The organism is Luteimonas sp. A611 (assembly GCF_054072715.1).
In genome coordinates this window covers 91,621-118,083 of sequence record NZ_JBSVRP010000002.1, presented here as the reverse complement: position 1 = coordinate 118,083, position 26,463 = coordinate 91,621, and the positions used below count along the sequence as shown (strand labels likewise).

The following is a 26,463-nucleotide window of genomic DNA, read 5'->3' as shown; positions in this document are numbered from 1 at the left end:
TGCAGTTGTGGAGGACGATCCCGAATACCGGGATGCGATCCTGGCGCCGACGCTGGAGCGCTCGGAATTCGAGGTCACTGCGATGGGCAGTGCGCTGGAACTGTACCGGGCCTTGGCCTCGCGTTCCTTCGACCTGGTGCTGCTTGACGTCGGCCTGCCCGATGACTGCGGCTATGCCATCGCCCGGCACCTGCGCGAGGTGGCGCCAACGATGGGAATCGTGATGTTGACCGGCCACGTTGCGCCGGCCGACCGCGTGCGCGGGCTGGAGGCTGGTGCGGATACATATCTGGGCAAGCCGGTGGGCATGCCCGAACTGGTCGCCGTGCTGCGCAACCTGGCCACCCGGGTCGCTGCCACCAGGACGCTGGGCGACGTGCCGGCAATGCCGGGCAGAGAGGCCAACGACGAGGCGACCGCGGAGGACACCTCCGGCCGCTGGCGGCTGGATGCCGATGGCTGGCGCATTCTGGCGGCGGGCAAGGGGGAAGTGGAACTCAACATGGCCGAACGGCAGGTGCTCCTCGCGCTGGCCGCGGCACCTGGCGTGCCGGTATCGCGCAAGGCGCTGATGGGGCAGCTGACCGTGGACGCGCACGATTTCGACTCGCACAGGCTGGAGACGCTGGTCTACCGGCTGCGCCGCAAATGCCTGCAGCAGGCCGGTGTGGAACTGCCGCTGAGGGCGGTCCGCGGGCTGGGTTACGCGCTGGTCTGGTAACTGGCCTCCACTTCGTCCGCGGGGTCTTCGGCCTCGTCTTCGACCGCGGCGAGCGGCAGCCGGATCGTGATGCAGGTCCCTGTGTCGGGTGTACTGCGAAGGTGCATGTCGCCGGCTGATTCCTGCACCAGGCGTTGCACCAGGAACAGTCCCAGACCGGTCCCCTGTCCCGCAGGCTTGGTGGTGAAGAACGGCTCCAGGACCCTCGCCTGCAGTTCCCCGGGAATGCCCGGCCCGTCGTCGCGCACGAGGATCTCGAGCGAATCCTGCGCCGGCCGTGGCCGCAGTTGCACCTCGAACGTGCCTGCACCTTCGATCGCCTGGGCCGAGTTGCTGGCGAGGTTGAGGAGCATCAGGCCGAACTGCGCCTCGTCGAAGATGATGGGGCAGGGCTGGGGCGGCAGGATGAGCGCGAGCTGGATCCGGCGCCCCAACGTCTGCCGCAACATCGGCTCGAGTTCGGCCATCGCGTCGCGGGCATCGAAACGGACCGCGCGCGTGGCGTCGTAGCGGCTGAAGTTGAGCAACTGGTGGGTGAGAGCGCCGGCGCGACGCGCGGCAAGTTCGATGCCGGTCACCGCCTCGGTCGCGCGCCCCGGGTCTCCGGCATGGCGGGCCTGGTCGACATGGCCCAGGATCAGCGCAAGCAGGTGGTTGAAGTCGTGTGCGAGGCCACTGGCCATGCGCCCGATCGCCTCGACCTTCTGCGCATGCAGCAGTTGCTCCTGGGTGCGCTCGCGGGCCGCGATCTCCGCCTGCAGCTGCAGGTTCGCGAGCGTGAGCTCGCGGCCGCGGCGGGTGGCAGCCTCCAGGCTGTCACGCAGCGCGCTGGTGCTGCGGTCGACCACCACGGCGATCACCAGGAAGATCACAGAGCGGATGGCGGCATCGACCAGCAGGGCGGCGGCTGGGTTGCCTGCCTGCGTCGCCTCGGTCCATGCGCCCAGGAACATGGCCAGCGCGAGGACCAGGTACATCGCCCACAGTGCGCGGCGGCCGATCGCCATCCCGGCCACGAACATCCACATCACCTGGATCGGCTGCTCGTACACCTGGGCGCTGAGGCCGCCGGCGGCGTAGGTGAACAGCATGCTCGCGGCGACCACGGCCAGCAGTTGGCGGATCGCCCACTGGAACCGGCCCAGCCGCACGAGGTAGAGGCTCGACAGCGCGACTGCGACGATCACCAGGCTCGCCGCCAGGCTCGCGCTTTCGCCTGGCCGCCACGGAATGTCGGTGCCGAAGATGCGGTACAGCCAGGCCAGGACCGGCGTCGTTCCCAGCACGATCAACACGATCTGCAGCATCGGCGCGTTGCGCCGGTCGACTGGATCCTCGATCGGCGGGCGGCGGAACCAGGCCTCGAGCTGCCTCATCCAACGCATTCGTACTGGCACACTGGCTCCATCGACTTTGGTCCGGCCGCCAGCAGACCAGTTGCACGCGGGCTTGTACAGCCGCCGGCCCGGGGACGGCCGCTCGTCTTCGGCTCAGGCCGCCTCGCTCTCCGCCACCGTATCCAGCACCTCGTCGCCATAGCGCTCGATCTTGCCGGCGCCGATGCCGCCGATCAGGGCCAGGTCGCCCGGCGTGTGCGGCCGCAGGCGCGCGATCTCGCGCAGGGTGGCGTCGTGGAAGATCACGTAGGGCGGCACGCCCTGTTCGCGCGCCAGCCGGGTGCGCAGCGCGCGCAGCGCTTCAAACAGTGGCTGGTCCTGGGCCGCAACTTCGACCGCCGGGCGGGCCGCGCGCGACTCGCTGCGCCCGCGCTTTCGCAGCGAGTCCTTGCGCAGCAGCACGGGCTGCTCGCCGCGCAGCACCGGGCGGCTGGCCTCGGCCAGGCGCAGGCCGCCGTGGCCTTCGGCATCGACCTCGAGCAGTCCCAGCGCGACCAGCTGGCGGAACACGCCGCGCCAGGCGCGTGCGTCGATATCGCCGCCGATGCCGTACACGGGCAGGCGGTCGTGGCCGAACTGGTGGATGCGCTCGGTGTCGCCGCCGCGCAGCACGTCGATCAGGTGCGCCGCGCCGAAGCGCTGGCCCGTGCGGTAGACGCAGCTCAGTGCCTTGCGCGCGGCCTCGGTGCCGTCCCAGGATTCGGGCGGCGCGATGCAGTTGTCGCAGTTGCCGCAGGCCTGCGGCAGCACCTCGCCGAAATTGTCCAGCAGCACCTGGCGGCGGCAGCGCATGGTCTCGCAGTAGCCGACCAGCGAGTCGAGCTTGCGGTGCTCCAGTCGCTTGCGTTCCGGGCCGGACTCGGACTGCTCGATCATCTGCCGCAGCAGCACCAGGTCGCCCAGGCCGTAGCACATCCACGCCTCGGCGGGCTCGCCATCGCGGCCGGCGCGGCCGGTTTCCTGGTAGTAGCCTTCGATCGACTTGGGCAGGTCGGTGTGGGCCACGAAGCGTACGTCCGGCTTGTCGATGCCCATGCCGAAGGCGATGGTCGCGACCACCACCACGCCCTCGCCGCGCAGGAAGCGGCGCTGGTTGGCGGAGCGCCGCGCCGAATCCATGCCGGCGTGGTAGGGCACCGCGTCGATGCCGTTGCCGGCGAGGAACTCGGCGGTCTCCTCGACCTTGCGCCGCGACAGGCAGTAGACGATGCCGGCCGCGCCGCGGTGGGGCTCGAGGAAATCCAGCAGCTGGCGCTTCGCGTTCTCCTTTTGCACCACCGTGTAGCGGATGTTGGGGCGGTCGAAGGAACTGACGAAGCGGCGCGCGTCCTGCAGCTGCAGGCGCTCGGCGATCTCGCGCTGGGTGGGCGGGTCGGCGGTGGCGGTCAGGGCGATGCGTGGCACGTCGGGCCAGCGCTCGTGCAGGATCGTCAGCTCGCGGTATTCGGGGCGGAAATCGTGGCCCCATTGCGACACGCAGTGGGCCTCGTCGATGGCAAACAGGGCCAGCGGCGCACGTTCGAGCAGGGACAGGAACCGCGGCGTGAGCAGGCGCTCGGGGGCGACGTAGAGCAGGTCGAGTTCGCCGGCCTGCAGCTGCCGCTCGACTGCCTGCGCGGCGGCGGCATCCAGGCTGGAATTGAGAAAGGCGGCGCGCACGCCAAGCTGTTGCAGCGCGTCCACCTGGTCCTGCATCAGCGCGATCAGCGGCGAGACCACGATCGCCACGCCATCGCGCAGCAGCGCCGGTAGCTGGTAACACAGTGATTTGCCGCCGCCGGTGGGCATCAGCACCAGGGCGTCGTTGCCTTCGGCGACATGGCGGACGATTTCGCCCTGCTCGCCGCGGAATTCGCGGTGGCCGAAGATCTTTTCAAGCAGGTGGTGCGCGTTCGAACTCATGCGCACAGGATAGCCAGCCCGGGGCAGCATGGCTTGTAGGAAAAGCGCCTGATCCGTGATACGACGACGGCGCGTTGCCGCGCCGTCGTCGGAGTGCCGCGCCCTGCGGGCGCGATGGGCCGGATGCCTACTGCAGCAGCGAGCGCAGCATCCAGGCGTACTTCTCGTGGGTCTGCAGGCGCTGCACCAGCAGGTCCTCGGTGGGCGCGTCGTCGGCGTCATCGGCGACGTCGAGCGCCTTGCGTGCGCTGCGGCAGACCGCTTCGTTGCCGACGACCAGCTGGCGCACCATCTCGCGCCAGTCCGGTGCCTCGGTGGCGCCCGGCTCTTCCCTGATCGAGGAAAGCTTGATGAACTCGGCGTACGAACCCGGCGCGTTGTAGCCGAGCGCGCGGATCCGCTCCGCGATGTCGTCCAGCGCGTTCCACTGTTCGGTGTACTGGGCTTCGAACATGTTGTGCAGGGCGTTGAACATCGGCCCGGTCACGTTCCAGTGGAAGTTGTGGGTCTTCAGGTACAGGGTGTAGGCGTCGGCCAGGAAGCGAGCCAGCTCGGTGGCGATGGCCTGGCGGTCCTCGGTGGAAATGCCGATGTCGATCGCGGGGCCGCTGCTGCCCGCCGCGGGCGAGGCGGACGGTACGAGGGTGGCTGCACGGCCGCCGGACTTGCCGTTGTCCGCCGCCGCCGCTTCTAAGGGCTTGGCGGGGCTGGATGATTTTTCGGACTTCCCGGGCTTGCCGGTCTTCCCGCCCTTGGCGGACTTGGACTTGGTCGACGTGCTCTTGGACATGGTGGAACTCCGGTCAGGTGGTTTTGGCGACAATACCGACATGCACAACGAATATGCGAACGGTTGCCGCGCTTGCAAGGTTGCCGATGGAGTCTAGGCGCGGACCCGCGACGGCGGCGTTGACGCAGGCGCGGCGCGCGGTTGACGGCGCGCTGTCGCGCGACCGTGGCCGCCTGCTGGGGCTGTGGTCGCGCTGGAACGCGAAGCCCGCCCATGCCGATGCGGAGGCGGCGTTCGCCACGGCGCTGCAGGCATCGGTTGCGGCGCGCGAGGCACGCGCAGCGCGGCTGCCGGCCGCGCCGGTGGCCGAGGGCCTGCCGATCGCGACCCAGGCCGAGCGGATCGTCGAGCTGGTGCGCGCCAACCAGGTGGTGGTGGTCGCCGGCGAGACCGGCTCGGGCAAGACCACCCAGTTGCCCAAGCTGTGCCTGCAGGCCGGGCGCGGCGGCGCCGGCATGATCGGCTGCACCCAGCCGCGGCGGATCGCCGCGCGCGCGGTGGCCCGGCGTGTGGCTGAGGAGCTGCAGGTGCCGATGGGCGGCCTGGTCGGCTATCAGGTCCGCTTCAACGACAACATTTCCGAGGACACCGTGGTCAAGTTCATGACCGACGGCATCCTGTTGGCCGAGATCGCGTCCGACCGCTGGCTCTCGCGCTACGACACGATCATCATCGACGAGGCGCACGAGCGCAGCCTCAACATCGACTTCCTGCTGGGCTATCTCAAGCAGCTGCTGCGCAAGCGCCGCGACCTCAAGCTGATCGTGACCTCGGCCACGATCGACACCGAGCGCTTCTCGCAGCATTTCGACGATGCGCCGGTGGTGGACGTGGAGGGGCGCGGCTATCCGGTGGAGCTGCGCTGGCGGCCGCTGGACGGGCCTTCGGGGCCGGAATCACTTCCGCCCCAGGCGAACATCGACACGAAAAAGCGCGCCGGGGAAAGTGACTCCGACCCCATCTCCGTGCTCGACGGCATCGTTGCCGCCTGCGACGAAATCATGCGCGAGCGCGGCACCGGCGACACCCTGGTGTTCCTGCCGGGCGAGCGTGAGATCCGCGACGCGCACCAGGCGCTGGAGCGGCGCAAGTACCGCCATACCGAGGTTGTGCCGTTGTACGCGCGGCTGTCGGCGCGCGACCAGGACCGCGTCTTCAACCCCGGCCCGCAGCGGCGAATCGTGCTGGCGACCAACGTCGCCGAAACCTCGCTGACCGTGCCGCGCATCCATTACGTGGTCGACCCGGGCCTGGCGCGGATCAAGCGTTACAGCCCGCGGCAGAAGCTCGACCGCCTGCACATCGAGCCGGTGTCGCAGGCCAGCGCCGACCAGCGCAAGGGCCGCTGCGGGCGCATCGCGCCGGGCACCTGCATCCGGCTGTACGCCGAGGCCGATTTCCTGTCGCGGCCGCAGTACACCGATCCGGAGATCCGCCGCGCGGCGCTGGCCGGCGTGATCCTGCGCATGCTGTCGCTGGGCCTGGGCGACATCGATGCTTTTCCCTTCGTCGAGCCGCCCGATCCGCGTGCGGTGGCCGATGGCTGGCAGCAGCTGGCCGAACTTGGCGCCGTCGACGGCGAGCGCAGGCTCACCGACATCGGCCGGCAGATGGCCCGCCTGCCGGTGGACGTGAAGCTGGCACGCATGCTGATCGCAGCAAAGCACCACGGCTGCCTGCACGAGATGCTGGCGATCGCATCGTTCCTGGGCAACCAGGATCCGCGCGAACGCCCCGCCGACCAGCGCGCCGCGGCCGACAATGCGCATGCGCTGTTCGCGGATCCCAAAAGCGAGTTCGTCGGCATCCTGAAGCTGTGGGAGGCTTATCGAGAAGCGCACGAGGAGCTGACCCAGTCGCAGCTGCGCAAGTGGTGCGAGAAGCATTTCCTGGGCTTCCTGCGCATGCGCGAATGGCGCGAGCTGCATCGCCAGCTCAAGCTGCAGACCGGGGAGCTGTGGGCGGAGGAGGCGGCAGCGCCGTCGGGCCGCCGGCGGGGCAGGGCTGCGCGTGCCGACGAAAAGCCGGGGTCAGAGTCGACTTCCCCCGGAGATCCAGTCGATGGCGCCGCAAACGGAGGAAAAGTCGACTCTGGCCCCGGGTTTTCCGCGCCGGGCGAAGTTGCCAGGCGCTACGCGCTGCTCCATCGCGCGCTGATCGCAGGCCTGCCCACCCAGATCGGGCATCTGGGCGAACGCACGGTCTACGAAGGCCCGCGCGGACGCCGCTTCCAGCTGTTTCCGGGCTCGGTGCTTGCGCGCAAGCCGCCGCCGTGGGTGCTTTCGGCAACCCTGCTCGACACCGAAAAGGTCTGGGCGATCACCAATGCCGCGATCGAGCCGGACTGGGTGATCGCCGAGCTGCCGCACCTGCTGGCGCGTCGCCACCATGATCCGCGCTGGTCGCGCTCGCAGGGGCGGGTGCTGGGCAGCGAGCAGGTCAGCCTGTTCGGCCTGGTGCTGGCACCGAAGAAGCCGGTCGACTATGGACGCCTGTACCCGGCCGAGGCGCGCGAACTGTTCCTGCGCGACGCGCTGGTCACGGGCGAGATCAACCTGCGCAGTCCCTTCATCGGGCGCAACCTGAAGGCCCTGGAGGCCGCGCACGAGGAGGAGGCCAAGCAGCGCCGCGCCGGGCTGGTGGTCGACGAGGACTGGATGCACCAGTGGTATGCCGACCGGATCCCGGCGGAGATCGTCGATACGCGCTCGCTCGATGCCTGGTACGGCAAGCAGCCGGCCGAGCGCAAGCGCGCGCTGGAGTGGTCGCGCGACGACCTGCTGATGGGCGAGGGCGCCGACGCGGTGCGCTTTCCCGCATTCCTGGCGTTGGGCGAAGCGAGGCTGGCGGTGCGCTACCGCTTCGAACCCGGCGCGCCGGACGACGGCATGACGGTGTCGGTGCCGCTGCACCTGCTCAATGCGCTGGATCCGGTGCGCCTGTCGTGGCTCGCACCGGGCTTCGTCGCCGACAGGGCCGCGGCCCTGATCCGCGGCCTGCCCAAGGCGCTGCGCCGCAACTTCGTGCCGGTGCCGGACTTCGCCCGCGCGTTCGCGCAGGCGCACGGGTCGGACGAGGCCGATGCGTTCACCGGCACGCTGGCGCGCTTCCTGGCGCGCATGACCGGCGTGCAGCTGCTGGGCAGCGATTTCGACGAGGCCGCACTGGAGCCGCACCTGCGCGCGAACCTGCGGCTGGTGGACGCACGCGGCCGTGGCGGCGGCGTGGTACTGGCCGAATCGCGCGACCTGGACGAGTTGCGCGAACGCTTCGGCGCGCGTGCGGCCGATGCGTTTTCCGCGCACGCGGCCGAAGGACTCGCGCGCACCGGGCTGCGCGAGTTCCCGGAGTCGCCGATTCCCGTCTCGGTGCCCGGGGCAGGCGGCGTGCCGGCCTGGCCGGCGCTCGAGGACGCGGGCGACAGCGTGACGCTGGCCGTGCACGCCGATCCGGCGCGCGCGAAACGCCTGCACGCGGGCGGCGTTCGCCGGCTGCTCGTCATCGCCCTGCAGGATCGGGTGAAGCAGGCACGCAAGCAGCTGCCCGTGCCTCCGAAAACGGCGTTGCTGTATGCCGCGATCGAGTCCGCCGGCGACCTTCGTCGAGATGCACGCGGCGGCGACCGCCTGCGCGAGGACCTGGTCGACGGGGCGCTGGCCGCGCTGCTGGCAGAGGGTCTGGGCGAGATCCGCGATCCGGCCGCGTTCGCCGCGCGCCGCGACGCCGCCGGCCGTGCCCTGTTTGGCGAGGCAGGTGAGCGGTTGCGCCAGGCCGAAGCGATCCTGGCGCTGGTGGCGGAAGTGCGCGCCCGGCTGGAATCGAAGCTCATCGGCTGGGCGCGCGCCAACCTCGACGACATGCAGGCGCAGCTGTCCGCGCTCGCGCATCCGGGCTTCCTGCGTGACGCGCCGGCCGCCGCGCTGGAGTCGTATCCGCGCTACCTCAAGGCGCTGTCGGTCCGCGCCGAACGCGCCCAGCGCGATCCGCTGCGCGACCAGCAGCGCATGCTCGACCTCAAACCGCTGGTCGACGCGCTGGACGAAGCCGGGTCGGCCAGCCGTGGCAGCGCCGAAGCGCGTGCCGCCCTGCGCTGGGAGCTGGAGGAAGTGCGCGTGGCCACCTACGCGCAGGAACTGGCGGCCCGCGGCGGCACGACCGCGAAAAAGCTGGCGGCGCGGATCGCGGCGCTGGACTGAGCCGGCCGCGAAGCGGCGGGGCAACACACGTCGTCATTTCGATTGCGGCGCTGCAGCCCGTTGTCATTGCGACCGCGGGGGCGCTACAGCTCCCGTCATTCCCGCCGCGAAACCTCTTGTCATTTCGACCGCAGGGAGAAATCTCGACCTCGCGCCGTCGCGGGATTTCCCGCTCAAACCGCTTGACAAACTTAAAAAAGATGCTGGCTTGGCGTGACTGTCCAGGCGCCCGCGACCTATTCGATCCGCTGCACCTTCGCCTGCGTGTTGTAGCCGTCGATCCGCAGCCACCACACGCCCATTACGCCCGGCTTGATGCGCACCTTGGGGTTGGTCTTGCGCACGCCCGACAGCGTGGTCGAATCGGTCTGTTCCCAGACCTGGCCGTTGTCGAGCGTGTAGCGCCTGCCGCTGCCGAAGCCTGCGAACTCGCCGGCGATGCTGGCCTCGATCGGCTCCTGCGAGCCGAAGTGGAAGAAGCCGCGGTTCTCCGTCACGACCTCCTTGCGGCCTTCCTCGCGCGCCTGTTCGACGGCGGCCGCCACCGCGGCAGAGGTCTGCTGCTCGACGCGGCGGTCGAGCCAGGCGTTGAGCCGGGCCAGTTCCTCCGCGCTGAGCTTGTCCAGGCCGGCGGCCTTGAACTCGGTGCTGCTCATCGCCTGCTCCAGCGGCGGCGCCTGCTGGGCAGCGGCCAAGGTGGGCAGGGCGAGCAGCGTGGCCAGCAGCAGGGCGCGGATCGGTCGCATGGCTGTTCCTCGTGGCGGGAGGCAGATAGTGTAGACGTCCCCACATGGACGATGCGGCGCCCCTCGTGACCTCCGGCCTCAAGACCTGGCTTGCCGCGCCCGCGGCGGCGGCAATCGCGCCGGCGCTGCGCGAAGCGCTGTGCGCGGCGGACGACGGGTTGGACGAGGTCCCGGCTTCGGACGCCGTGCTGCGCGACACGCTTGCATCGCTCGCCCTGCTGGGCGCGGATGGTGATTCGACCGCTGCGGCGATCCTGTTTGAACTGCCGCAGCTGGCGGCGCGGGTGGAGGCGGCGCTGCCCGCGCGGCACGCGCCGGTTGCCGCCCTGCTGGACGGCCAGCGCGCAGCCAACCAGGTCTGGACCCTGCATGCCGAAGCGCCGGGGCGCGGCAACACCGAAGGCCTGCGCCGGCTGCTGCTGGCGATCGTGCGCGACCTGCGCGTGGTCCCGATCCTGCTGGCGCGCCAGCTCGCGCGCATGCGCCATGCCGAAGCGTTGCCGGAAGATGACCGGCAGGCGCTGGCCCGGCTCACCCGCGACATCCTCGCGCCGCTGGCCAACCGCCTGGGCATCTGGCAGCTCAAGTGGGAGCTGGAGGACCTCGCGTTCCGCCACCTGGAGTCGGACACCTATCGCCGCATCGCCGCCCTGCTCGACGACAAGCGCGAAGGGCGCGAGCGCTATATCGCCCAGGTGGCCGCCGAACTCGACCAGGCCCTGCGGGCCCAGGGTGTCGCCGCCGACATCGCCGGCCGTGCCAAGCACATCTACAGCATCTGGAAGAAGATGCGGAAGAAGGACGTGCCGATCGGCGAGCTCTACGACCTGCGCGCGGTGCGCGTGCTGGTCGACGACATCCCCGCCTGCTATGCGGCGCTGGGCGTGGCGCACGCGCTGTGGGCGCCGGTGCCGGGCGAATTCGACGACTACATCGCGCGGCCCAAGCACAACGACTACCGCTCGCTGCATACCGCGGTGGTCGGCCCCGAGGGCAAGACGCTTGAAGTGCAGATCCGCACCCGCGAGATGCACGAACAGGCCGAACTCGGCGTGGCCGCCCACTGGCGCTACAAGGAGACCGGCGGTTCGCAGCGGTCGGCCGCCGGCAATGCCGCGCTGGAGCGCAAGATCGAGTGGATGCGGCGTCTGCTCGAATCGCATGCCGAGGGCGAGGAGGGTGCCGGGCTGGCGCGCGGCTTCGATACCGAGCTGGTCGAGGACCGCATCTACGTGCTCACCCCGGCCGGCGAGGTGATCGACCTGCCCAGCGGCGCCACGCCGCTCGACTTCGCCTACCACGTGCACACCATGGTCGGGCACCGCTGCCGCGGCGCCAAGGTCGACGGCCGCATCGTGCCGCTCGATCACCGGCTGCACAGCGGCGACCGGGTCGAGATCATGACCGCGAAGGAGCCCGAGCCGCGCCGCGACTGGCTGGTCGCCGCCAACGGATTCCTCGCCAGCCCGCGCGCGCGGGAGAAGGTGCGCACCTGGTTCCACCGGCTCGACCGCGAGCGCAACCTGCAGGCCGGCCGCGAGATGCTGGACCGCGAGTTGCGGCGCATGGGCCTGCTGCATGCCGACCTGCAGCCAGTGCTGGCGAAGTTCAACGTGGCCGCGGTCGACGAGCTGCTGGTGCTGGTGGCGCTGGGCGACGTCGGCCCGCACCAGGTCGGTCGCGCGCTGCAGGACCACGAGCGCGCGCAGTCGCGCAGCGATGGCGAGTCCGAACCCGAGCAGCCGCAGCCGCGCAGGCGCGTGCCCAAGGCGGCGACCTCGGGCTTCACCGTGGTCGGCGTGGGCAACCTGCTGGTGCAGGTGGCGCGCTGCTGCCATCCGCTGCCCGGCGACGCGATCGCCGGCTACCTGACCCGCGCGCGCGGCCTGACCGTGCACCGCGCCGACTGCGCCGCATTCCTGCGCCTGGCGTCCACGCAGCCGCAGCGCGTGCTGCCGGTCGAATGGGGTCGGCAGGGGGGGGTGCACGAATCGACCGCGCTGGTGGATGCGGTCGACCGCAGGTACCTGCTGAAGGACGTCAGCAACGTGATCGCGCAGGAGGACGCGCACGTGGTCTCGATCCGAAGCGAGGCCGGGCGCCATGGCCGCGTGCGCCTGCGACTGCGCCTGCGCGTGGACGGCTACGAGCAGCTGTCGCGCGTGCTGGCGAAACTCGATGGCCTGCCGGGCGTGGAGCAGGCGCGCCGCGAGTAGGGTGGCCGGGTCACGCACGCGTTCAGTCGCAGTGCGTACTCTGGCGGCGTGCGCAGGAAACACATCTCCGGGGAAACAGACGCTGGCGGACGTCGCGAGCCGGTCGTGGGCGACCTGCGCGGCCTGCGCCTGGACCCGTCAGCGCACGGCCATCGTCGGGCGCCTGTCGCAGGCCACGGCGCACGACGCTGGTGGATTGCCGGCGCCGCGGCAGCTGCGGCCCTGCTGCTGATGCTGACCCTGGCGCACGGTCCTCTGGGCGACCGCCTCTGGCCCCAGGCGCGCGTGCACGAGCTTGCTGTGCAGGGCGCGCAGGCGCTGGCGCGCGGCCACCTGAGCGACGCCGACGGCAGCGGAGCGCGCGAACTCTACGAAGCGGCGCTGGCGATGGACCCCGACCGCATCGAGCCGCGCGCCGGCCTGGCGCGGGTTGCCGCGGCGGCGCTGGCGCAGGCGCGGGAAGACTTGGCCGCGGACCGGATCGCACCGGCCCACGCGCATCTGCGGCTGGCGCGCGAACTGTCCGTCCCGCGCGTGCAGGCCGACCTCCTGGCCGCGCAGCTGCGCGAACGCGAGGCCGCGCTGGCGGGCATCGACGGACTGCTCGTGCGCGCCGCGGCAGCGCATGCCGAGGGTCGCCTGCAGGGCGACGACGGCGCCGCCCTGCCGCTGTATGCGCGCGTGCTGCAGCTGCGGCCCTCCGACCCGCAGGCCCTGCGCGGGCGTGACGACGCGCTTGGCGCGTTGCTTGACCAGGCACGCGACGACCTGCGCAGCGGCGAATTCACCGCCGCCGCAGCCGCCATCGCGACGGCGCGCCGCTACGACGCGGGGCACGTCGACCTCCCGGACACCGAAGCACGCTTGACGGAGGAACTCGACGCACTGCGCCGCCGTGCCGACACCGACCTGCAGCGTGGCCGCATCGACGCGGCCGTCGCTGCCTGGCGGCGGCTGCAGGCGCTGGCGCCGGATGATCCCGCTGCCAGCGAAGGTCTCAGCCACGCGGCCGAGGCCTACGCCGCGACGGCGCGGCGGTTGGCGGCGGACTTCCGTTTCGCCGAGGCCCGGCGCGAACTGGACAAGGCCCGCGCGCTGGCCGCCGACGCGCCGGGCCTCGCCGTGGCGCAGGCCGCGCTGGAACGCGCCCAGCGCAGCCACGTCCGGCTGCAGGCCTCTGCTCCCGCCGCCGAGCGGGCGCGCCTGCTTCCGCAACTGCTGCGCCAGGCCGCCGAGGCCCAGGCCCGCGGCGACCTGCTGACGCCGCCGGGCGAGAGCGCCTACGACCGCCTGCGCGCGGCGCAGGCCCTGGCTCCGCGCGATGCGGAGGTGCGGCGGGCGATCGCGCGCCTGCTGCCTTCCGCGCGCGCATGCTTCGAGCGGTCGCTCAGCGCCAACAGCCTGGGCGACGCCAGGCGATGCCTGGAGGCGCGCGACGCACTCGGCGAGGAGCCGCGCGAGCTTGCCGCGGCGCAGCGCCGGCTGGCGCTGCGCTGGCTGGCGATCGGGGATGAACGTCTTGGCGCGGGCCAGGTCGACGCCGCGTCCGCGGCGTTGGCGTCGGCACGTGCGATCGATCCGCACGCCCCCGGCCTTGACGAGTTCCAGCAGCGCCTGCGAGTGGCCTCACGCGAGTGAGGAGCCGCTCCGTCGTGCTGCCTTGCCCCGGGCGACGACACCCTGCAGCAGCGTCGCCAGCTCCACGGCAAGCGCCTGCCAGCTGTGCCCCCGAACCTGTGCAGTGTCCAGCGACAGCCCTTCATCCAGGCGCCCCTGCATCTTCGCTTCGCACAGATGCAGCAGGCGCCCGCAGATGGCCGCCTCATCGTTCGGGCAAGTCCAGCCGCGACGCAGCGCGGTGATCCGCTCCGCCACCAGGTCCGGTTGGTCGGCCAGGTGCAGGACCGGCCGCCCGGCGCCCAGGTATTCGTAGAACTTGCCGGGGATCTGCGCCGGATCGTCGTTGGCGATGTTGACCAGCACGTCGGCCTGGCGCTGCAGCGCCAGCGCCTGTCGATGCGGCAGGAACCCGAGCAGGCGCAGCTGTTCGGGTGCGGCCCGGGCGGCGGCAAGGATGCTTTCGGGCACCGTCACCGCGGCGATGCTGAGCCGGATCCGCGGATCGCAGCGCAGCGCCGCGAGCAGGACGTCGATCCGCCGGAACGCGTACAGGCTGCCGGTGTAGAGCAGCTCGAGCCGGTCAGGCTCGAACAACCCTGCACCGATGTCCATCGGCGCAGGCGAAAGGTCGAAGCCCTGTGTCACCACGCTCATCGGAGTGGCGTTGCCGTGCCGCCGGCGCATCTGCTCCAGCGCCCTGGGGTTGGTGACGATGACGTGCGCGGCGTTCCGGAACACGGCGCGCTCCAGGCGCTGCGAACGCGCCCGCCAGCGCCGCGGCGTGTAGGGCGCGAACACCGGGTCGCCGAGGTCGGCGACCCACGGAATTCCCGCGCGGTGCACCGCCAGCCCGAGTTCCAGCGTGGTGGCCGGCTCGTGCGAGCTGATCACCAGGTCGGGCTGCAGCTCCGCGAGCAGGCGGCGCAGCGCGCGGCGGCCGTGGCGTCGCCACTCGCCGCGGATGTCCGGGAAATGAAGCACGCCGGCCAGCGCCTGCACAGTCTCGGACACGCGCTGCTTCCAGTTGCGCGGTGGCCGCAGTGCGGTGATCGGCGCGGCGGACGGCTCTGTCCGGGCCGGCGCTGGCGCCGTCTTGCGCGGGTTGCGTTGGCGGTAATCGCGGTGCAGAGCGAGGGCGCCGCGCAACGGTCCGGGGAAGGTGCGGTGGACATGGACGCTGTCGGGCAGCTCCGGCAAGCCCGGCGTCTCACCGCCCAGGTCGACGGTCAACACGTGCACTTCGTGGCCCAGCAGCGCCAGCTCGCGCACCAGATAGGTCCAGCGCAACGACTGCGGCGACGGGCTGGGCGGGAATTCGTAGGCGATCAGCAGCAGGCGCATCAGCGCAGCATCTCGAGGGTGTCGGCGACGGCAAGCCGCGCGGTGTCGAAAGAGAAGTGGCGGTGGACGTTGCGCAAGCCGTTGCCGGCCAGGTGTTCCCACAAGCCACGGTCGCGGCAGGCGTCGACCACGGCAGCGGCAAGGCCCGCCGCATCGTCGGCAAGCAGCACGTCGCGGCCGTGTTCGAGGAAGGTGCCCTCCGCCGCGCTGGCGGTCGCCACCACCGGCAGGCCGTGCGCCATGTACATGTTGACCTTGCCCTTGACCCCGGCGCCGTAGCGCAGCGGCGCGAGCCCGACCAGGCATGTGTCCAGCAGCGGCGCGAGGTCGGGCACATGGTCGTGGACGATCACGCCGGCCCCGGCACTCCGTGCCGCCGCCAGTCCGGCCAGGCCATCGCCCACCAGGTGCAGCGTGATCCCGGGAAGCTGTGCCCGGATGCGCGGGAAGATGTCGTCGACCAGCCATTGAACCGCATCGACGTTGGGCGGATGGCGGGCGCCGCCCACGAACAGCAGCCCGCTGCGCGTTGCACGGCCATGCGGCTGGTCGAGCGGCTCGAGGATGTTCGGCAGCAGCGCCACGCGCGCGGCGGGCAGGGCCTCGCGCAGGATTGCGGCCTCGACCGGGCTCACCACCCAGGCCATGTCCGCGGCCTGGATTGCGGCCAGCTCGCGCACGCGGGTGGTCTGTGCCAGCCGCTTCAGCCGCCGGTCACCGCGCAGTCCGGCTTCGCGCTGCTCGCGCAGGTGGTGCAGGTCGACCGTGTCCAGCACCACGCGCAGCCCGGGCGCGACGTGGCGCGCCAGCGGAACCAGGAATTCGGCGAGATGGTAGCGGCTGATCACCAGCACGTCGTAGTCCGGGAGATGGCGCGCGAACCACTGCCGGAGCGATGCGCGGCCAGGCCCGGCGTGCACGGCCACGCCAAGGGCGCGCAGTGCGGTGGTGTAGCCGCCAGCGTCGGCGCCGTCATCGGGCAGGAAGTCGACCGCGTGCCCGTCGGCGCGCAGCAGCCGCATCAGGTTCCAGCTTCGCAGCGAACCGGAATCGCGGTCCGGGCGTGGCGTGGTCACGTCGACCAGCAGCCAGCGGCGTGGCATCCCCTGCTGCTGCCGCGATGGCAGCGCGCCGGGTAGTGCCGATGGCGGGTCCGCGGCCGGCGCGGCAACGCGGCGGTCGAACACACGGGCCAGCAGGCCGCTCCATCCGCGCACCGCCAAGGCGATCCGCATCCGGTGCAGGCGCGACCGCAGGCGGCGCAGGTGGTACGACACGGGGAGACGCACGTTGCGGGATCCGCTTTCCTGGCAGCCTGAACGAACGGTCACGTCGCGCGGCGGTCCGCTGCGGGCGCTACGCTAGACTCGAAAGACACTATTCTCGCATCCCCGGCCGCCCGCAGGGGCAGGCACGAGGAGCCCATGGCCCGTATCGAATACGACGAAGACGAACAAGGCGACGCACGCCCGCCAGCAGGCGATTGGCGCCGCCGGCTGGTCACCTGGATGCTGGCCGCGATCGGCCTGGGAATCGGCTTCCTGGTCCCGTACACGTTCTATCTCAACCACCAGATCAGCGAGCGCTTCGGCGAGTTGCGCTGGCAGGTGCCTACGCGCGTGTATGCGCGGCCGCTGCGGTTGGCGCCGGGCCTGGCGATGGACGCGCAGACGCTCAAGACCGAGCTCGATGCGGCGTCCTATCGGGAAGGCGATGGCGTGCGCGCGGGGACCTATGTGCGCGATGGCGGCCGCTGGACGATTGCCAGCCGCGGCTTTCGCGACGTCGTCGGCGAGGTCGGCCCGAGCCGCATCGAGGCGACGGTCTCGGGCGGGCGCGTGGGTGCGCTGAAGGACGTGGCCGGCAAGCGCGCGATCAAGTCGGCGCGGCTGGACGCGGCGCGCATCGCGACCCTCTACGGCCAGAAGCAGGAGGAGCGGCGGCTGGTGCGGGTCGAGGACGTGCCCGGGCTGCTCACCGACACCCTGCAGGCGGTCGAGGACCGCGATTTCGCCCACCACATCGGCATCGACTTCAGCGGCATGGCGCGCGCGGCCTGGGTCAACCTGCGCTCGGGCCAGAAGCGCCAGGGCGCGAGCACCTTGACCCAGCAGCTGGCGCGCAGCGGCCTGCTCGGCATCGGCCGCGAGCAGACCTGGAGCCGCAAGTTCAACGAGATCCTGTACGCGCTGCTGATGGAGGCGCGCTACGACAAGGGCACGATCCTGGAGGCCTACCTCAACCAGGTCTACCTCGGCCAGCGCGGCGCGCAGGCGATCCACGGTATGGCCGCGGGCGCCGAGTTCTGGTTCGGCCGCCGGCTGGAAGACCTGGAGACCGAGCAGATCGCGTTGCTGGTGGGCATGGTGCGCGGACCGTCGCACTACGATCCGCGGCGCAATCCAGAGCGGGCGAAGGAGCGCCGCGACTTCGTGCTGGCCAACATGCTCGAGACCGGGCTGATCGACCAGCAGGCGCACGACCGCGCCGTGGCCGCGCCGCTGGGCATCACCAGCTCGCCCGGCAGCGTCGCGGCCAACCGCTTCCCCGCCTACGTCGACCTGGTGCGCCGGCAACTGGCGCGCGACTACCCGGCCGATGCGCTGCAGGGCGCGGGCCTGAGCGTGATGACCGGCATGTCGCCTTCGGCGCAGGCGTATGCCGAGGCTTCGGTGACGCGCACGCTCAAGGCCCTGCAGACGGGCAAGCGCCCGCCGCTCGAGGCCGGGCTAGTCCTCACCGACGTGCACGATGGCGAGGTGGTGGCGGTGGTCGGCAGCGGCACGCCGACCGTGCACGGCTTCAACCGTGCGATCGAGGCGCGGCGCCCGGTGGGTTCGCTGCTCAAGCCCTTCGTCTACCTGCTGGCGCTGGCCAGCCCGCGCAACTGGTCGCTGGCGACCTGGGTGGACGATTCGCCGGTCACCGTCACCCTCGACAACGGCAAACGCTGGACGCCGGGCAACTCCGACGGGCGCAGCCACGGCACGGTGCGCACGATCGACGCGCTGGCGCGCTCCTACAACCAGGCCACCGTGCGTATCGGCATGCAGGTCGATCCGCGCCGACTGGCCGATCTGCTGGCGACGCTGGCCGGGATCCAGGCCGACCCCAACCCGGCGCTGATCCTGGGCTCGGTCGACCAGAGCCCGTACGCGATGGCGCAGCTCTACCAGTTCCTGGCCTCGGGTGGCGAGATCCAGCCGCTGCACGCGGTGCGCGGCGTGCTCGATCCCGAAGGCAACGTGGTCAAGCGCTACGACAAGGACCCCGCACCGGCCACCGAGGGCGACGCCATCGCCGCGCGCCTGGTGACCCTGGCGCTGCAGCACGCGGTGAGTTCGGGCACGGGCCGCCAGCTGGTCAACGACGGCCTCGGCAGGCTCAACGCCGCCGGTAAGACGGGTACCAGCAACGACGGCCGCGACAGCTGGTTCGCTGGCTGGACCGGCGATCACCTCGCCGTGGCCTGGGTGGGCAACGACCAGAACGAACAGACTGGCCTGTACGGCGCCACCGGTGCGATGCGGATCTGGTCGGGCCTGTTCAAGCACCTGCCAAGCGCCGCGCTGCGCGTGGGCGGCGAAGGACTGGACTGGCAGTGGGTGCTGCAGTCCAATGCCACCGATGCCGAATGCCCCGGCGCGCGCCGCTTCGCCTTCGTGTCCGGATTCGCCCCGCCGTTCGAACCCTGCGCTTCGTTCATGCCAACCGACCCGTTTGCCGATCCAGCGCAGGAAGGCGAGGACGGTCAGTCTGAGCGACGCGGCTGGCGTGAGTGGTTCGGGATTGGCCGCCGCGAGCCGCAGCCCGAGCCCGCGCCGCAGGCGCAGGCGCCGCCTGCGCCTGCGCAGCCGGCCCCGCCACAGCCGATTCCCCCGCCCAGCGAGTAGCACGCATGAAACCCATCCACGCCCTCGCGGCGCTTGCCGCCGTCCTGGTCGCCGGCTGCGCGAGCACGCCGCCCGAGCCTGGCCCGGTGTCCCTGACCGCGGCCACGCCCGAGGAGATGGTGGCCGCCATCGATGCCGCCGCCGGCAGCGGCGAGGGTGAGCTGGCGGTGCAGCCGCTGCGCGATGCGACGGTCGAGGACTTGCGCGAGCAGGCGCAGCGCGCGCGCGCGCAGGGCCGCTACGACGAGGCCGCGGCCGAGCTCGACCGTGCGCTGGCCATCATCGCCGACGATCCGGCCCTGCTGCAGGAGCGCGCCGAAGCCGCGCTGTTGCAGCGCGATTTCGAACGCGCCGGCCAGCTCGCCGAACGCGCCTTCGCCTTGGGCGCGCAGGTCGGGCCGCTGTGCCGGCGCCACTGGGCCACGATCGGGCAGGTGCGGCTGGTGGACGGCGATGCGGAAGGCGCCGCCTCGGCCCGCGCCCAGGTCGAGGGCTGCAGGGTCGAGGGGCCGAATCGTTTCTGAGATGTCCGCGACGCAGAGCACCACCCCGGCGAGCGCGCTGGCCAGGCGCAGTGTCGCGGCCTTGGCCGAAGGTGGGCTGCTGGCCGAGCGCATCCCGGCGTTTGTCGTGCGCGATGCGCAGCAGCGCCTGGCCGCAGTCGTGGCCGGCGCGCTCGACCAGCGCGGCACCCTGCTGGCCGAGGCCGGCACAGGCACTGGCAAGACCTTCGCCTACCTGGTGCCGCTGTTGCTGTCGGGGCAGAAGGCGATCGTGTCCACCGGCACGCGCGCGCTGCAGGACCAGCTTTATCACCGCGACCTGCCGCGCGTGCGCGATGCGCTCGGCACCGGCCTGAAGACCGCGCTGCTCAAGGGCCGCGCCAACTACCTGTGCCACTACCGGCTGGAGCACGCGAAGGGCGAACCACGCTTCAGCACCCGCGAACAGATCGGCCAGTTCCAGCGCATCGTGGCCTGGAGCGGGCGCACGCGGATGGGCGACCTGGCCGAACTCGAGGCGCTGCCCGAGGACTCGCCGCTGCTGCCGATGGTCACCTCGACCGCCGACAACTGCCTGGGCAGCGAATGCCCGATGTGGAACGAATGCTTCGTGGTGCAGGCGCGCCAGCGCGCGCAGTCGGCCGACCTGGTGGTGGTCAACCACCACCTGCTGCTGGCCGACCTGGCGCTCAAGCAGGAAGGATTCGGCGAGATCCTGCCAGGCGCGCAGGCCTTCGTCGTGGACGAGGCGCACCAGCTGCCGGAGCTGGCCGCGCAGTTCTTTGGCGAAAGCCTGTCGGCGCGACCGCTGGTGGAACTGGCGCGTGATGCATTGGGCGAGTGCAAGGACCAGCCCGGCGCGCTCGCCGTGCTGCAGCAGCCGGTGCGCGAACTCGAACACGCCACGCGTGCGCTGCGCGCCACGATGGAAGGCCTGCCCAACCGCGGCACCCGCGATCGAGCGCTGCACTGGCCCGCGTTCGATAGCGGCCTGGAGGCGGTGTCCGCCGCCGTTTCGACGCTGCGCGATGCGCTTGCGCCGCTGCGCGAATCCTCGCCCGGTTTCGACGCCTGCCATGCGCGCGCGCAGGAAAACGCCTCAAGGCTGGCGCGCTGGGTGGGAAAACCGGGGTCAGAGTCGGCTTTTCCTCCTGATTCGGCGGCAACTGCCGGCATTGAGGGAAAAGTCGATTCTGACCCCGGTTCTTCCGACGACGTGCGCTGGTACGAACTCTCGCCGCGCGGCTTCCGCCTGCAGCGCACGCCGCTGGACGTGTCCGGCCCGCTGCGCACGCATCGCGAGCAGTCGCACGCGGCCTGGGTGTTCACTTCGGCCACGCTGGCGGTCGACGGCAACTTCGGCCACCTGGCCACGCGACTGGGCCTGGACGATCCCGAGACCCTGCTCGTGCCCAGCCCCTTCAATTGGCCGCAGCAGGCGCTGTGCTACCTGCCCACGCGCATGCCGCAGCCGGCCGATCGCGACTACACCTGGGCGGTGATCGAGGCCATCCGCCCCGTGCTGCAGGCCTCGGGCGGCCGCGCTTTCGTCCTGTTCGCCTCGCACCGCGCGCTGCGCGAAGCGGCCGAACTGCTGCGCGAGGAGGGCGAGTGGCCGCTGTTCGTGCAGGGCGATGCGCCGCGCCACGTGCTGCTGCAGCGCTTCCGCGAGTCCGGCAACGGCGTGCTGCTGGGCGCGGCCAGCTTCCGCGAGGGCGTGGACGTGGCCGGCGAGGCGCTGAGCGTGGTGGTGATCGACAAGCTGCCGTTCGCCGCGCCGGACGACCCCGTGTTCGAGGCCCGGCTGCAGGCGATCCGCCGCGCCGGCGGCAACCCGTTCCGGGATGAGCAGCTGCCGCAGGCGGTGATCGCGCTCAAGCAGGGCGTCGGCCGCCTGATCCGCACCGAGAGCGATCGCGGCGTGCTGGTGCTGTGCGATCCGCGGCTGACGCAGAAGTCCTACGGCGAAACCTTCCTCGATTCGCTGCCGCCGTTCGCCACGACCCGCAGCGTCGACGACGTGCAGGGCTTCTTCGCACCCGCCGCGGTGCCGGCCAAGGGTACGCCCTAGCTGTTTCGCGACCGTCGCATCGCGCAGGCTTGGCGCAGTTTCCCCGTTGACGTCCGGAGCGCCGCATGAGCCCGACCATAGGCCCGGTATCCACCCAGCTCGACCTGCCGCCGCCCAACGCCTGCCCGGCCGGCCTCCCGCCCGCCGGCAGCGCGCGCGAAAACGCGCAATGGTGGGGCGATCTTTCGGCGCAGGAGCAGGCCAACTACCTGTCCACTCATGGCGCGCTGGTCGGCAACCTCGACGGACTGCCCTCCGAGGTGCGGCACGAAGCCAACCTCGCCGCGCTGCGCCAGGACGCCGCCGGCGGCACGGACCGCCAGGCTTCGCAGGCGCTGCTCGACCGGGTCGAGACCTCGCAGTCCGGCCCGGCCAGCGACCGCCTGCTGCTGCTGGGCTTCCAGCCGGCCGCCGACGGCGCCGACGCGCAGGCGATCGTGGCGATCAGCAATCCCGACACCGCCGACAACGTGGCGATCTTCGTGCCCGGCACCAGCTCCGACGTGGCCGGCATCGGCGGCAACCTAGACCGCATGGCCGACCTGCAGGCGCAGGCCGAGATCATCCCGGGCTCCGGCGAAACCTCCACCATCGTCTGGCTCGGCTACGACGCGCCCGATTCGATCTTTCCCGACGCGCTCGGCGCCGGCTACGCGAAGGACGGCGCGGGCGACCTGCGCGATTTCAGCTTCGGCCTGCGCGAATCCCACCAGGGCCCCGATGCGCGGGTCACCATGATCGGCCATTCCTACGGCTCGACCGTCGTCGGTACCGCCGATGCGCTGGCGGGCGAGGGCCTGGCGGTCGACGACATCATCGCCATGGGCAGCCCCGGCATGGGCTACGAGGCCTCCGAGCGGCAGGGCTGGTTCGACGGCCCGCTGGTCGACGACGTCAGCGACATGCACATCGATTCGGACCATTTCTGGGCCGGCGCAGCCAGCGACGACGTGGTCACCTACACCGAAGTGCACGGCAACAGCCCGGTCGACTGGAGCTTTGGCGGCCAGCGCATCACCACCGAGGGCGCGTCCGGCCACAGCGACTACTGGAACACCGGCACCGAGTCGCTGCGCAACCAGGCCTACATCCTGACCGGCAACTACGACCAGGTGGATACGGTCGGTCGGCGGGTCGGCTGATCACGCGCCCGGCGCTATGCTCGGGACCATGGAGACCGGATCCGCACCTGCAAGGCGTCGTCTCCCCATCGCGGGCGCGCTGGCGTGCCTGCTGCTTGCCGGCTGCGCCGGCGCCAAGGACACCGACCGCATGCAGCACAAGACGCCGCAACAGGCCGCCGCCGGATTCCTGCCCGATGTCGAGCAAGCCCTGGCCGGGCTGACGATCCAGCGCGAATCGATGGAGGTTCGCGCCAACCGCTGCGAGGGCCAGCAAGGCGAAACCGCCGACGACCTGTTCTACATCTGGGTCGGCCTGCGCGGCCTGGCCCCCGGCAACGACATCGCCAGGCAGATCGAGGCCGCGCACGCGCGCTGGCAGGCGCAGGGTTGGGAGATCACGCGCTTCCGCCGTCTCGACAGCGGCGGCGTCAACCTCACTGCCATCGATCCGGCCAGCGGCAACACCTACACCCTGGATTCGGGCTTCCAGCCCGCGCCGGAGGCGTATCTCGCCGCGTTCTTCAACACCCCCTGCCTGCAGTCGCCCGAGGGCAAGGTCGCCTTTGGCGAGATCCAGGTGCCCGCGCCCTGAGCGATCGTCGCGAGCGGTCCCGCCTGCCGCAAGCACGGCGGCCCGCTACCATGTCGCGATGAAACTGCTCGCCTTCGAGACCGCCACCGAAGCCTGCTCCGTTGCCGTCTACGTCGACGGCGAGGTGCTTGAACGATTCGAACTCGCGCCCCGGCGCCACGCCGAACTGGCGCTGCCTTGGGCTGAGGTGCTGCTGGGCGAAGCCGGCGTGGCGAAATCGCAGCTTGACGCCATCGCCGTCGGGCGCGGCCCGGGCGCGTTCACCGGCGTGCGCCTGGCCGTCGCGCTGGCGCAGGGGATCGCGCTGGCGCTGGACCGGCCGGTGCTGCCCGTATCGACCCTGGCGGCGCTGGCCGCAGGCGCCATCGGCGACCGGGTCGTGGCCGCGATCGACGCGCGCATGGGCGAGGTCTACCTGGGCGTGTTCGAGCGCCGCGACGGCGAAGTGCTGTCGCTGGCCGAAGAACTGGTGGTGCGCCCGGATCTTGCCGACCTGCCCGCGGGCGAAGGCTGGCAGGGGGTGGGCACCGGTTTCGACGCCGCGGGCGGTGCGCTGCGCGAGCGGCTGGGCGGCACGCTTGCCGGCGTGGACGCGTCCGCACTGCCGCGCGCCGGCGATGTCGCCCGGCTGGCTGCGCTGGCGCTCGCGCGCGGCGAGGGCATCGCGCCGGAGCGACTCGAACCCGCCTACCTGCGCGACAACGTCGCTTTGACCACGCGCGAACAGCAGGCGCTGCGCGACGCGCGCAGCTGAGGGGAACCTGCGGCCCCGCCGGCGGTCAGGCTTCCGGACCAGGAGGGAGACACGCCATGCGCACCAGCACCCGGACCAGCGACGACACCGGCAGCCTGCGGCACTGGCTGCGCAGGGAACTGCCGCCGCTGCTGCTGATGATCGCCCTGCTGGTGCTGGCCCGTTCGTCCTTCGCCAACCACTACCAGGTGCCCAGCGGCTCGATGATGCCGACGCTGGTGCCGGGCGACCGCGTCGTCGTGGACATGAGCGCCTATGGCCTGCGCGTGCCTTTCACCGCGATCGAGCTGCTGGGTCGCGGCCGTCCCGCACCGGGCGAGGTGGTGGTGTTCAAGTCGCCGGTCGACGGCACCCGCCTGATCAAGCGCGTGGTCGCCGTGGGCGGGCAGACGGTGGCATTGGCGGACGGGCGGCTGTACGTCGACGGGCGCCCGCTCTCGCACGCTGACGACGTGCCCGTCGAACGGATTGGCCGGCGCATGGTCCGGCTCGATCTTGCTGACGGCGGCGGCCCGGACATCGCCCCGGACAAGATTCCCGAGGGAATGGTGCTGGTACTGGGCGATCACCGCGGTGCCAGCGCCGACGGACGCTACTTCGGCCTCGTGCCGGAGCAAACGTTCTACGGCAAGGCGCTGGGGGTGTACTGGCGACGCGGGCAGGGGCCGGTGTGGAAGCCGTTGTAGGGCCTGCGAACCCCTGATTGCCCCTCAATCGTCCAGCAGTTCGCCGCCCGGCAGGAACTGCCAGGTACGCGTCACGTGCAGGACGTCCACCGCCTCCTCGGTCTGCGGCAGCGGCGGATACGGTTCGGCAAGCCGGGCGATCCGCAGCGCGGCATCGTCGAGCAGCCTGATGCCGCTGGAGCGCAGGATGTCGGCGCGCTCGACTGAGCCGTCGCGGCGGATCGCCACGCTGATCACCAGTTCGCCCGACAGCTGCCGCCGGCGCGCCTCGTCCGGGTAGTTGAGGTTGCCCACGCGCTGCACCCGGTCCACCCAGTCGCGCAGGTAGCCGGCATAGGCCCACTCCTGGGTGCTGGCCGAGACGAACTTGCGTTTGGGCCGCTTGGCGTAGCGCTCCGAGCGCAGGTGGATTTCCGCGGCCAGCCGCGCCATCGACAGATCGCGCTCGATCCTTTCGCGACCGCGCGGCAGCGCGCTGTCGTCGGCCTGCGGGCGCGCATCCGCGGTCGGCGACGGCGCCTCACCGCGCTGGCTGGCGACCACGCGTGCCTGCGGCGGCGGCTGTGCTGAAGGCGATTGCGCGCGCATTTCGACCGGCGTCACCCCCGACTCGGCCTGCGCGACCAGGCCGGCCTGGTCATCGCGTGGCCGCGTGCTGCGCTCGTGCTCGCCACCGCCCTGGTTGCTGGCCTGGGCCAGGAAGTCGGCCTGCGCCTGGGTCAGCGGGCTGGTGGTCTCGGTGATGATCACGTCCAGCGTGGGCGGCAGCGGCGCGACGTCGTCAAGCGCGAAGCCCACGCCCAGCACCAGCATGCCGTGCAGCAGCAGCGACAGCACCAGCGTCGCGCTCAGGCGTTCGCGTTCGCCGATGACGGGAGGTGGTGGAAGGGCGAGGCTGGACATGGGTGGACGGCGAGGCGGGGGATGGGCGTGACCCTAGCCACGCTCCAGCGCGTCGAACAGCATCCCTGCGATGTTCAGCCCGAACTCCTTGTCCAGCTCGCGGATGCAGGTCGGGCTGGTGACGTTGACTTCGGTCAGCCAGTCGCCGATCACGTCCAGGCCGACAAAGCGCATGCCGCGACGCTTCACCTCCGGCCCGACCTGGGCGGCGATCCAGCGGTCGCGTTCGCCCAGCGGGCGGCCCTCGCCGCGACCGCCGGCGGCGAGGTTGCCGCGGAACTCGTCGCCCTGCGGAATGCGCGCCAGGCAGTAGTCGACCGGCACGCCATCGATCAGCAGGATGCGCTTGTCGCCATCCACGATCTCGGGCAGGTAGCGCTGCGCCATCGCCAGGTGGCGTCCATCCTCGGTGAGGGTTTCCAGGATCACGTTGAGATTGGTGTCGCCAGCACTTGCGCGGAAAATCGAGCGCCCGCCCATGCCGTCCAGCGGCTTGAGCACCGCCTCGCCGTGTTCGGCGACGAAGGCCTTGAGCCTGGCGGCCTCGCGGCTGACCAAGGTCGGCGGGCAGCACTGCGGGAACTCCAGCGCGGCCAGCTTCTCGTTCATGTCGCGCAGTCCGCGCGGATCATTCACCACCTGCGCGCCCTGGCGCTGGGCCGTGCTCAGGATCAGGGTGTCGTGGATGAAGTCCGCGTCCACCGGCGGATCCTTGCGCATCAGCACCAGGTCGCCTTCGCCCAGCGCACGATGTGACGCACGTCCCAGTTCATACCAGCCGGACGGATCATCGCGCACCGTCAACGGCGCGAGATTCGCGTGCGCTTCACCATGAACCATGCCAAGGCTGCCCGGCTGCACGTACAGCAGCGCGTGGCCGCGGCGCTGTGCTTCCAGCAGCATGGCGAAGGTCGAGTCCTTTGCGGTGTTGATCGATCCGATCGGATCCATCACCACGACGACGTTCAGTTGCATATGAACCACCAGTGGCACTTTCTGACAAATGTT

General features: G+C 71.2%; 19 protein-coding genes. 11 read left to right on the top strand and 8 right to left on the bottom strand.

Annotation, left to right across the window (positions count from 1 at the left end):
• Positions 1 to 7 precede the first annotated feature (7 nt).
• Positions 8 to 721 (top strand): response regulator transcription factor, encoded by a 714-nt coding sequence (locus tag ACW5EG_RS10920; protein ID WP_457019420.1) that lies wholly within the window; start codon positions 8 to 10, stop codon positions 719 to 721.
• Here the strand turns inward: ACW5EG_RS10920 and ACW5EG_RS10915 are convergent.
• The 3 genes from ACW5EG_RS10915 to ACW5EG_RS10905 form a co-directional block, all read right to left on the bottom strand.
• Positions 703 to 2,097, bottom strand: coding sequence for a sensor histidine kinase (locus ACW5EG_RS10915; RefSeq protein ID WP_457019422.1), 1,395 nt, complete (start codon positions 2,095 to 2,097; stop codon positions 703 to 705). The genes ACW5EG_RS10920 and ACW5EG_RS10915 overlap by 19 nt on opposite strands.
• A 114-nt stretch (positions 2,098 to 2,211) precedes the next feature.
• Positions 2,212 to 4,020 (bottom strand): DNA helicase RecQ, encoded by a 1,809-nt coding sequence (gene recQ / locus ACW5EG_RS10910; protein WP_457021454.1) that lies wholly within the window; start codon positions 4,018 to 4,020, stop codon positions 2,212 to 2,214.
• 127 nt (positions 4,021 to 4,147) lie between these two features.
• Entirely contained in the window at positions 4,148 to 4,810 is a 663-nt protein-coding gene (locus ACW5EG_RS10905; RefSeq protein ID WP_457019425.1) for a Dps family protein, read from the bottom strand.
• An 86-nt stretch (positions 4,811 to 4,896) separates the two neighbouring features.
• Between ACW5EG_RS10905 and hrpA the strand changes: the two genes are divergently transcribed.
• Complete coding sequence (gene hrpA / locus ACW5EG_RS10900) at positions 4,897 to 9,006, top strand: ATP-dependent RNA helicase HrpA (protein ID WP_457021800.1); 4,110 nt, start codon at positions 4,897 to 4,899, stop codon at positions 9,004 to 9,006.
• A gap of 236 nt (positions 9,007 to 9,242) precedes the next feature.
• Here the strand turns inward: hrpA and ACW5EG_RS10895 are convergent, their stop codons facing one another.
• Positions 9,243 to 9,752 (bottom strand): hypothetical protein, encoded by a 510-nt coding sequence (locus ACW5EG_RS10895; protein ID WP_457021453.1) that lies wholly within the window; start codon positions 9,750 to 9,752, stop codon positions 9,243 to 9,245.
• A gap of 44 nt (positions 9,753 to 9,796) precedes the next feature.
• Here ACW5EG_RS10895 and ACW5EG_RS10890 point away from each other — a divergent pair, with 44 nt between their 5' ends.
• Positions 9,797 to 11,968, top strand: a complete 2,172-nt coding sequence (locus ACW5EG_RS10890) for a RelA/SpoT family protein (protein ID WP_457021452.1) — start codon at positions 9,797 to 9,799, stop codon at positions 11,966 to 11,968.
• A 48-nt stretch (positions 11,969 to 12,016) separates the two neighbouring features.
• Positions 12,017 to 13,606, top strand: coding sequence for a hypothetical protein (locus ACW5EG_RS10885; RefSeq protein ID WP_457019431.1), 1,590 nt, complete (start codon positions 12,017 to 12,019; stop codon positions 13,604 to 13,606).
• Here the strand turns inward: ACW5EG_RS10885 and ACW5EG_RS10880 are convergent.
• The gene (locus ACW5EG_RS10880) at positions 13,595 to 14,929 is read right to left on the bottom strand and encodes a glycosyltransferase (protein WP_457019432.1); all 1,335 of its coding nucleotides are present in this window, start codon (positions 14,927 to 14,929) and stop codon (positions 13,595 to 13,597) included. The genes ACW5EG_RS10885 and ACW5EG_RS10880 overlap by 12 nt on opposite strands.
• Positions 14,929 to 16,218, bottom strand: coding sequence for a glycosyltransferase (locus ACW5EG_RS10875; protein WP_457019434.1), 1,290 nt, complete (start codon positions 16,216 to 16,218; stop codon positions 14,929 to 14,931). The genes ACW5EG_RS10880 and ACW5EG_RS10875 overlap by 1 nt, the downstream gene beginning before the upstream one ends.
• Before the next feature lie 135 nt (positions 16,219 to 16,353).
• On the opposite strand from ACW5EG_RS10875, the gene mrcB reads away from it, so the two are divergent.
• The 7 genes from mrcB to lepB all read left to right on the top strand — a co-directional run bounded on the left by mrcB (position 16,354) and on the right by lepB (position 24,552).
• The gene (mrcB, locus tag ACW5EG_RS10870) at positions 16,354 to 18,822 is read left to right on the top strand and encodes a penicillin-binding protein 1B (RefSeq protein ID WP_457019435.1); all 2,469 of its coding nucleotides are present in this window, start codon (positions 16,354 to 16,356) and stop codon (positions 18,820 to 18,822) included.
• Between the two features lie 5 nt (positions 18,823 to 18,827).
• Positions 18,828 to 19,346: a hypothetical protein gene (locus tag ACW5EG_RS10865; protein ID WP_457019436.1), complete on the top strand. Its 519-nt coding sequence runs from the start codon at positions 18,828 to 18,830 to the stop codon at positions 19,344 to 19,346.
• A gap of 1 nt (position 19,347) precedes the next feature.
• Positions 19,348 to 21,396 carry an ATP-dependent DNA helicase gene (locus ACW5EG_RS10860; protein WP_457021451.1) on the top strand — a complete coding sequence of 683 codons (2,049 nt, stop codon included), beginning with the start codon at positions 19,348 to 19,350 and terminating at the stop codon, positions 21,394 to 21,396.
• A 65-nt stretch (positions 21,397 to 21,461) separates the two neighbouring features.
• Positions 21,462 to 22,538 carry an alpha/beta hydrolase gene (locus tag ACW5EG_RS10855; protein ID WP_457019439.1) on the top strand — a complete coding sequence of 359 codons (1,077 nt, stop codon included), beginning with the start codon at positions 21,462 to 21,464 and terminating at the stop codon, positions 22,536 to 22,538.
• Positions 22,539 to 22,566: 28 nt separating this feature from the next.
• Positions 22,567 to 23,112 (top strand): hypothetical protein, encoded by a 546-nt coding sequence (locus tag ACW5EG_RS10850; RefSeq protein ID WP_457019441.1) that lies wholly within the window; start codon positions 22,567 to 22,569, stop codon positions 23,110 to 23,112.
• Between the two features lie 58 nt (positions 23,113 to 23,170).
• Positions 23,171 to 23,866 (top strand): tRNA (adenosine(37)-N6)-threonylcarbamoyltransferase complex dimerization subunit type 1 TsaB, encoded by a 696-nt coding sequence (tsaB, locus tag ACW5EG_RS10845; RefSeq protein ID WP_457019442.1) that lies wholly within the window; start codon positions 23,171 to 23,173, stop codon positions 23,864 to 23,866.
• A gap of 56 nt (positions 23,867 to 23,922) precedes the next feature.
• Complete coding sequence (gene lepB / locus ACW5EG_RS10840) at positions 23,923 to 24,552, top strand: signal peptidase I (RefSeq protein ID WP_457021450.1); 630 nt, start codon at positions 23,923 to 23,925, stop codon at positions 24,550 to 24,552.
• A 24-nt stretch (positions 24,553 to 24,576) separates the two neighbouring features.
• Here lepB and ACW5EG_RS10835 read toward each other — a convergent pair whose 3' ends face one another.
• Positions 24,577 to 25,455 (bottom strand): energy transducer TonB, encoded by an 879-nt coding sequence (locus ACW5EG_RS10835; protein ID WP_457019444.1) that lies wholly within the window; start codon positions 25,453 to 25,455, stop codon positions 24,577 to 24,579.
• A gap of 33 nt (positions 25,456 to 25,488) precedes the next feature.
• Positions 25,489 to 26,430 carry a glutathione synthase gene (gene gshB, locus ACW5EG_RS10830; RefSeq protein WP_457019445.1) on the bottom strand — a complete coding sequence of 314 codons (942 nt, stop codon included), beginning with the start codon at positions 26,428 to 26,430 and terminating at the stop codon, positions 25,489 to 25,491.
• Between the last annotated feature and the right edge of the window lie 33 nt (positions 26,431 to 26,463).

Excerpts from the sequence above, each read along its gene's own strand:
- ACW5EG_RS10915 (WP_457019422.1), bottom strand. The coding sequence starts at position 2,097 with ATGAGGCAGCTCGAGGCCTGGTTCCGCCGCCCGCCGATCGAGGATCCA.
- recQ (WP_457021454.1), bottom strand. The coding sequence starts at position 4,020 with ATGAGTTCGAACGCGCACCACCTGCTTGAAAAGATCTTCGGCCACCGC.
- ACW5EG_RS10905 (WP_457019425.1), bottom strand. The coding sequence starts at position 4,810 with ATGTCCAAGAGCACGTCGACCAAGTCCAAGTCCGCCAAGGGCGGGAAG.
- hrpA (WP_457021800.1), top strand. The coding sequence starts at position 4,897 with ATGGAGTCTAGGCGCGGACCCGCGACGGCGGCGTTGACGCAGGCGCGG.
- ACW5EG_RS10895 (WP_457021453.1), bottom strand. The coding sequence starts at position 9,752 with ATGCGACCGATCCGCGCCCTGCTGCTGGCCACGCTGCTCGCCCTGCCC.
- ACW5EG_RS10890 (WP_457021452.1), top strand. The coding sequence starts at position 9,797 with ATGGACGATGCGGCGCCCCTCGTGACCTCCGGCCTCAAGACCTGGCTT.
- ACW5EG_RS10880 (WP_457019432.1), bottom strand. The coding sequence starts at position 14,929 with ATGCGCCTGCTGCTGATCGCCTACGAATTCCCGCCCAGCCCGTCGCCG.
- mrcB (WP_457019435.1), top strand. The coding sequence starts at position 16,354 with ATGGCCCGTATCGAATACGACGAAGACGAACAAGGCGACGCACGCCCG.
- ACW5EG_RS10865 (WP_457019436.1), top strand. The coding sequence starts at position 18,828 with ATGAAACCCATCCACGCCCTCGCGGCGCTTGCCGCCGTCCTGGTCGCC.
- ACW5EG_RS10860 (WP_457021451.1), top strand. The coding sequence starts at position 19,348 with ATGTCCGCGACGCAGAGCACCACCCCGGCGAGCGCGCTGGCCAGGCGC.
- ACW5EG_RS10855 (WP_457019439.1), top strand. The coding sequence starts at position 21,462 with ATGAGCCCGACCATAGGCCCGGTATCCACCCAGCTCGACCTGCCGCCG.
- ACW5EG_RS10850 (WP_457019441.1), top strand. The coding sequence starts at position 22,567 with ATGGAGACCGGATCCGCACCTGCAAGGCGTCGTCTCCCCATCGCGGGC.
- tsaB (WP_457019442.1), top strand. The coding sequence starts at position 23,171 with ATGAAACTGCTCGCCTTCGAGACCGCCACCGAAGCCTGCTCCGTTGCC.
- lepB (WP_457021450.1), top strand. The coding sequence starts at position 23,923 with ATGCGCACCAGCACCCGGACCAGCGACGACACCGGCAGCCTGCGGCAC.
- ACW5EG_RS10835 (WP_457019444.1), bottom strand. The coding sequence starts at position 25,455 with ATGTCCAGCCTCGCCCTTCCACCACCTCCCGTCATCGGCGAACGCGAA.
- gshB (WP_457019445.1), bottom strand. The coding sequence starts at position 26,430 with ATGCAACTGAACGTCGTCGTGGTGATGGATCCGATCGGATCGATCAAC.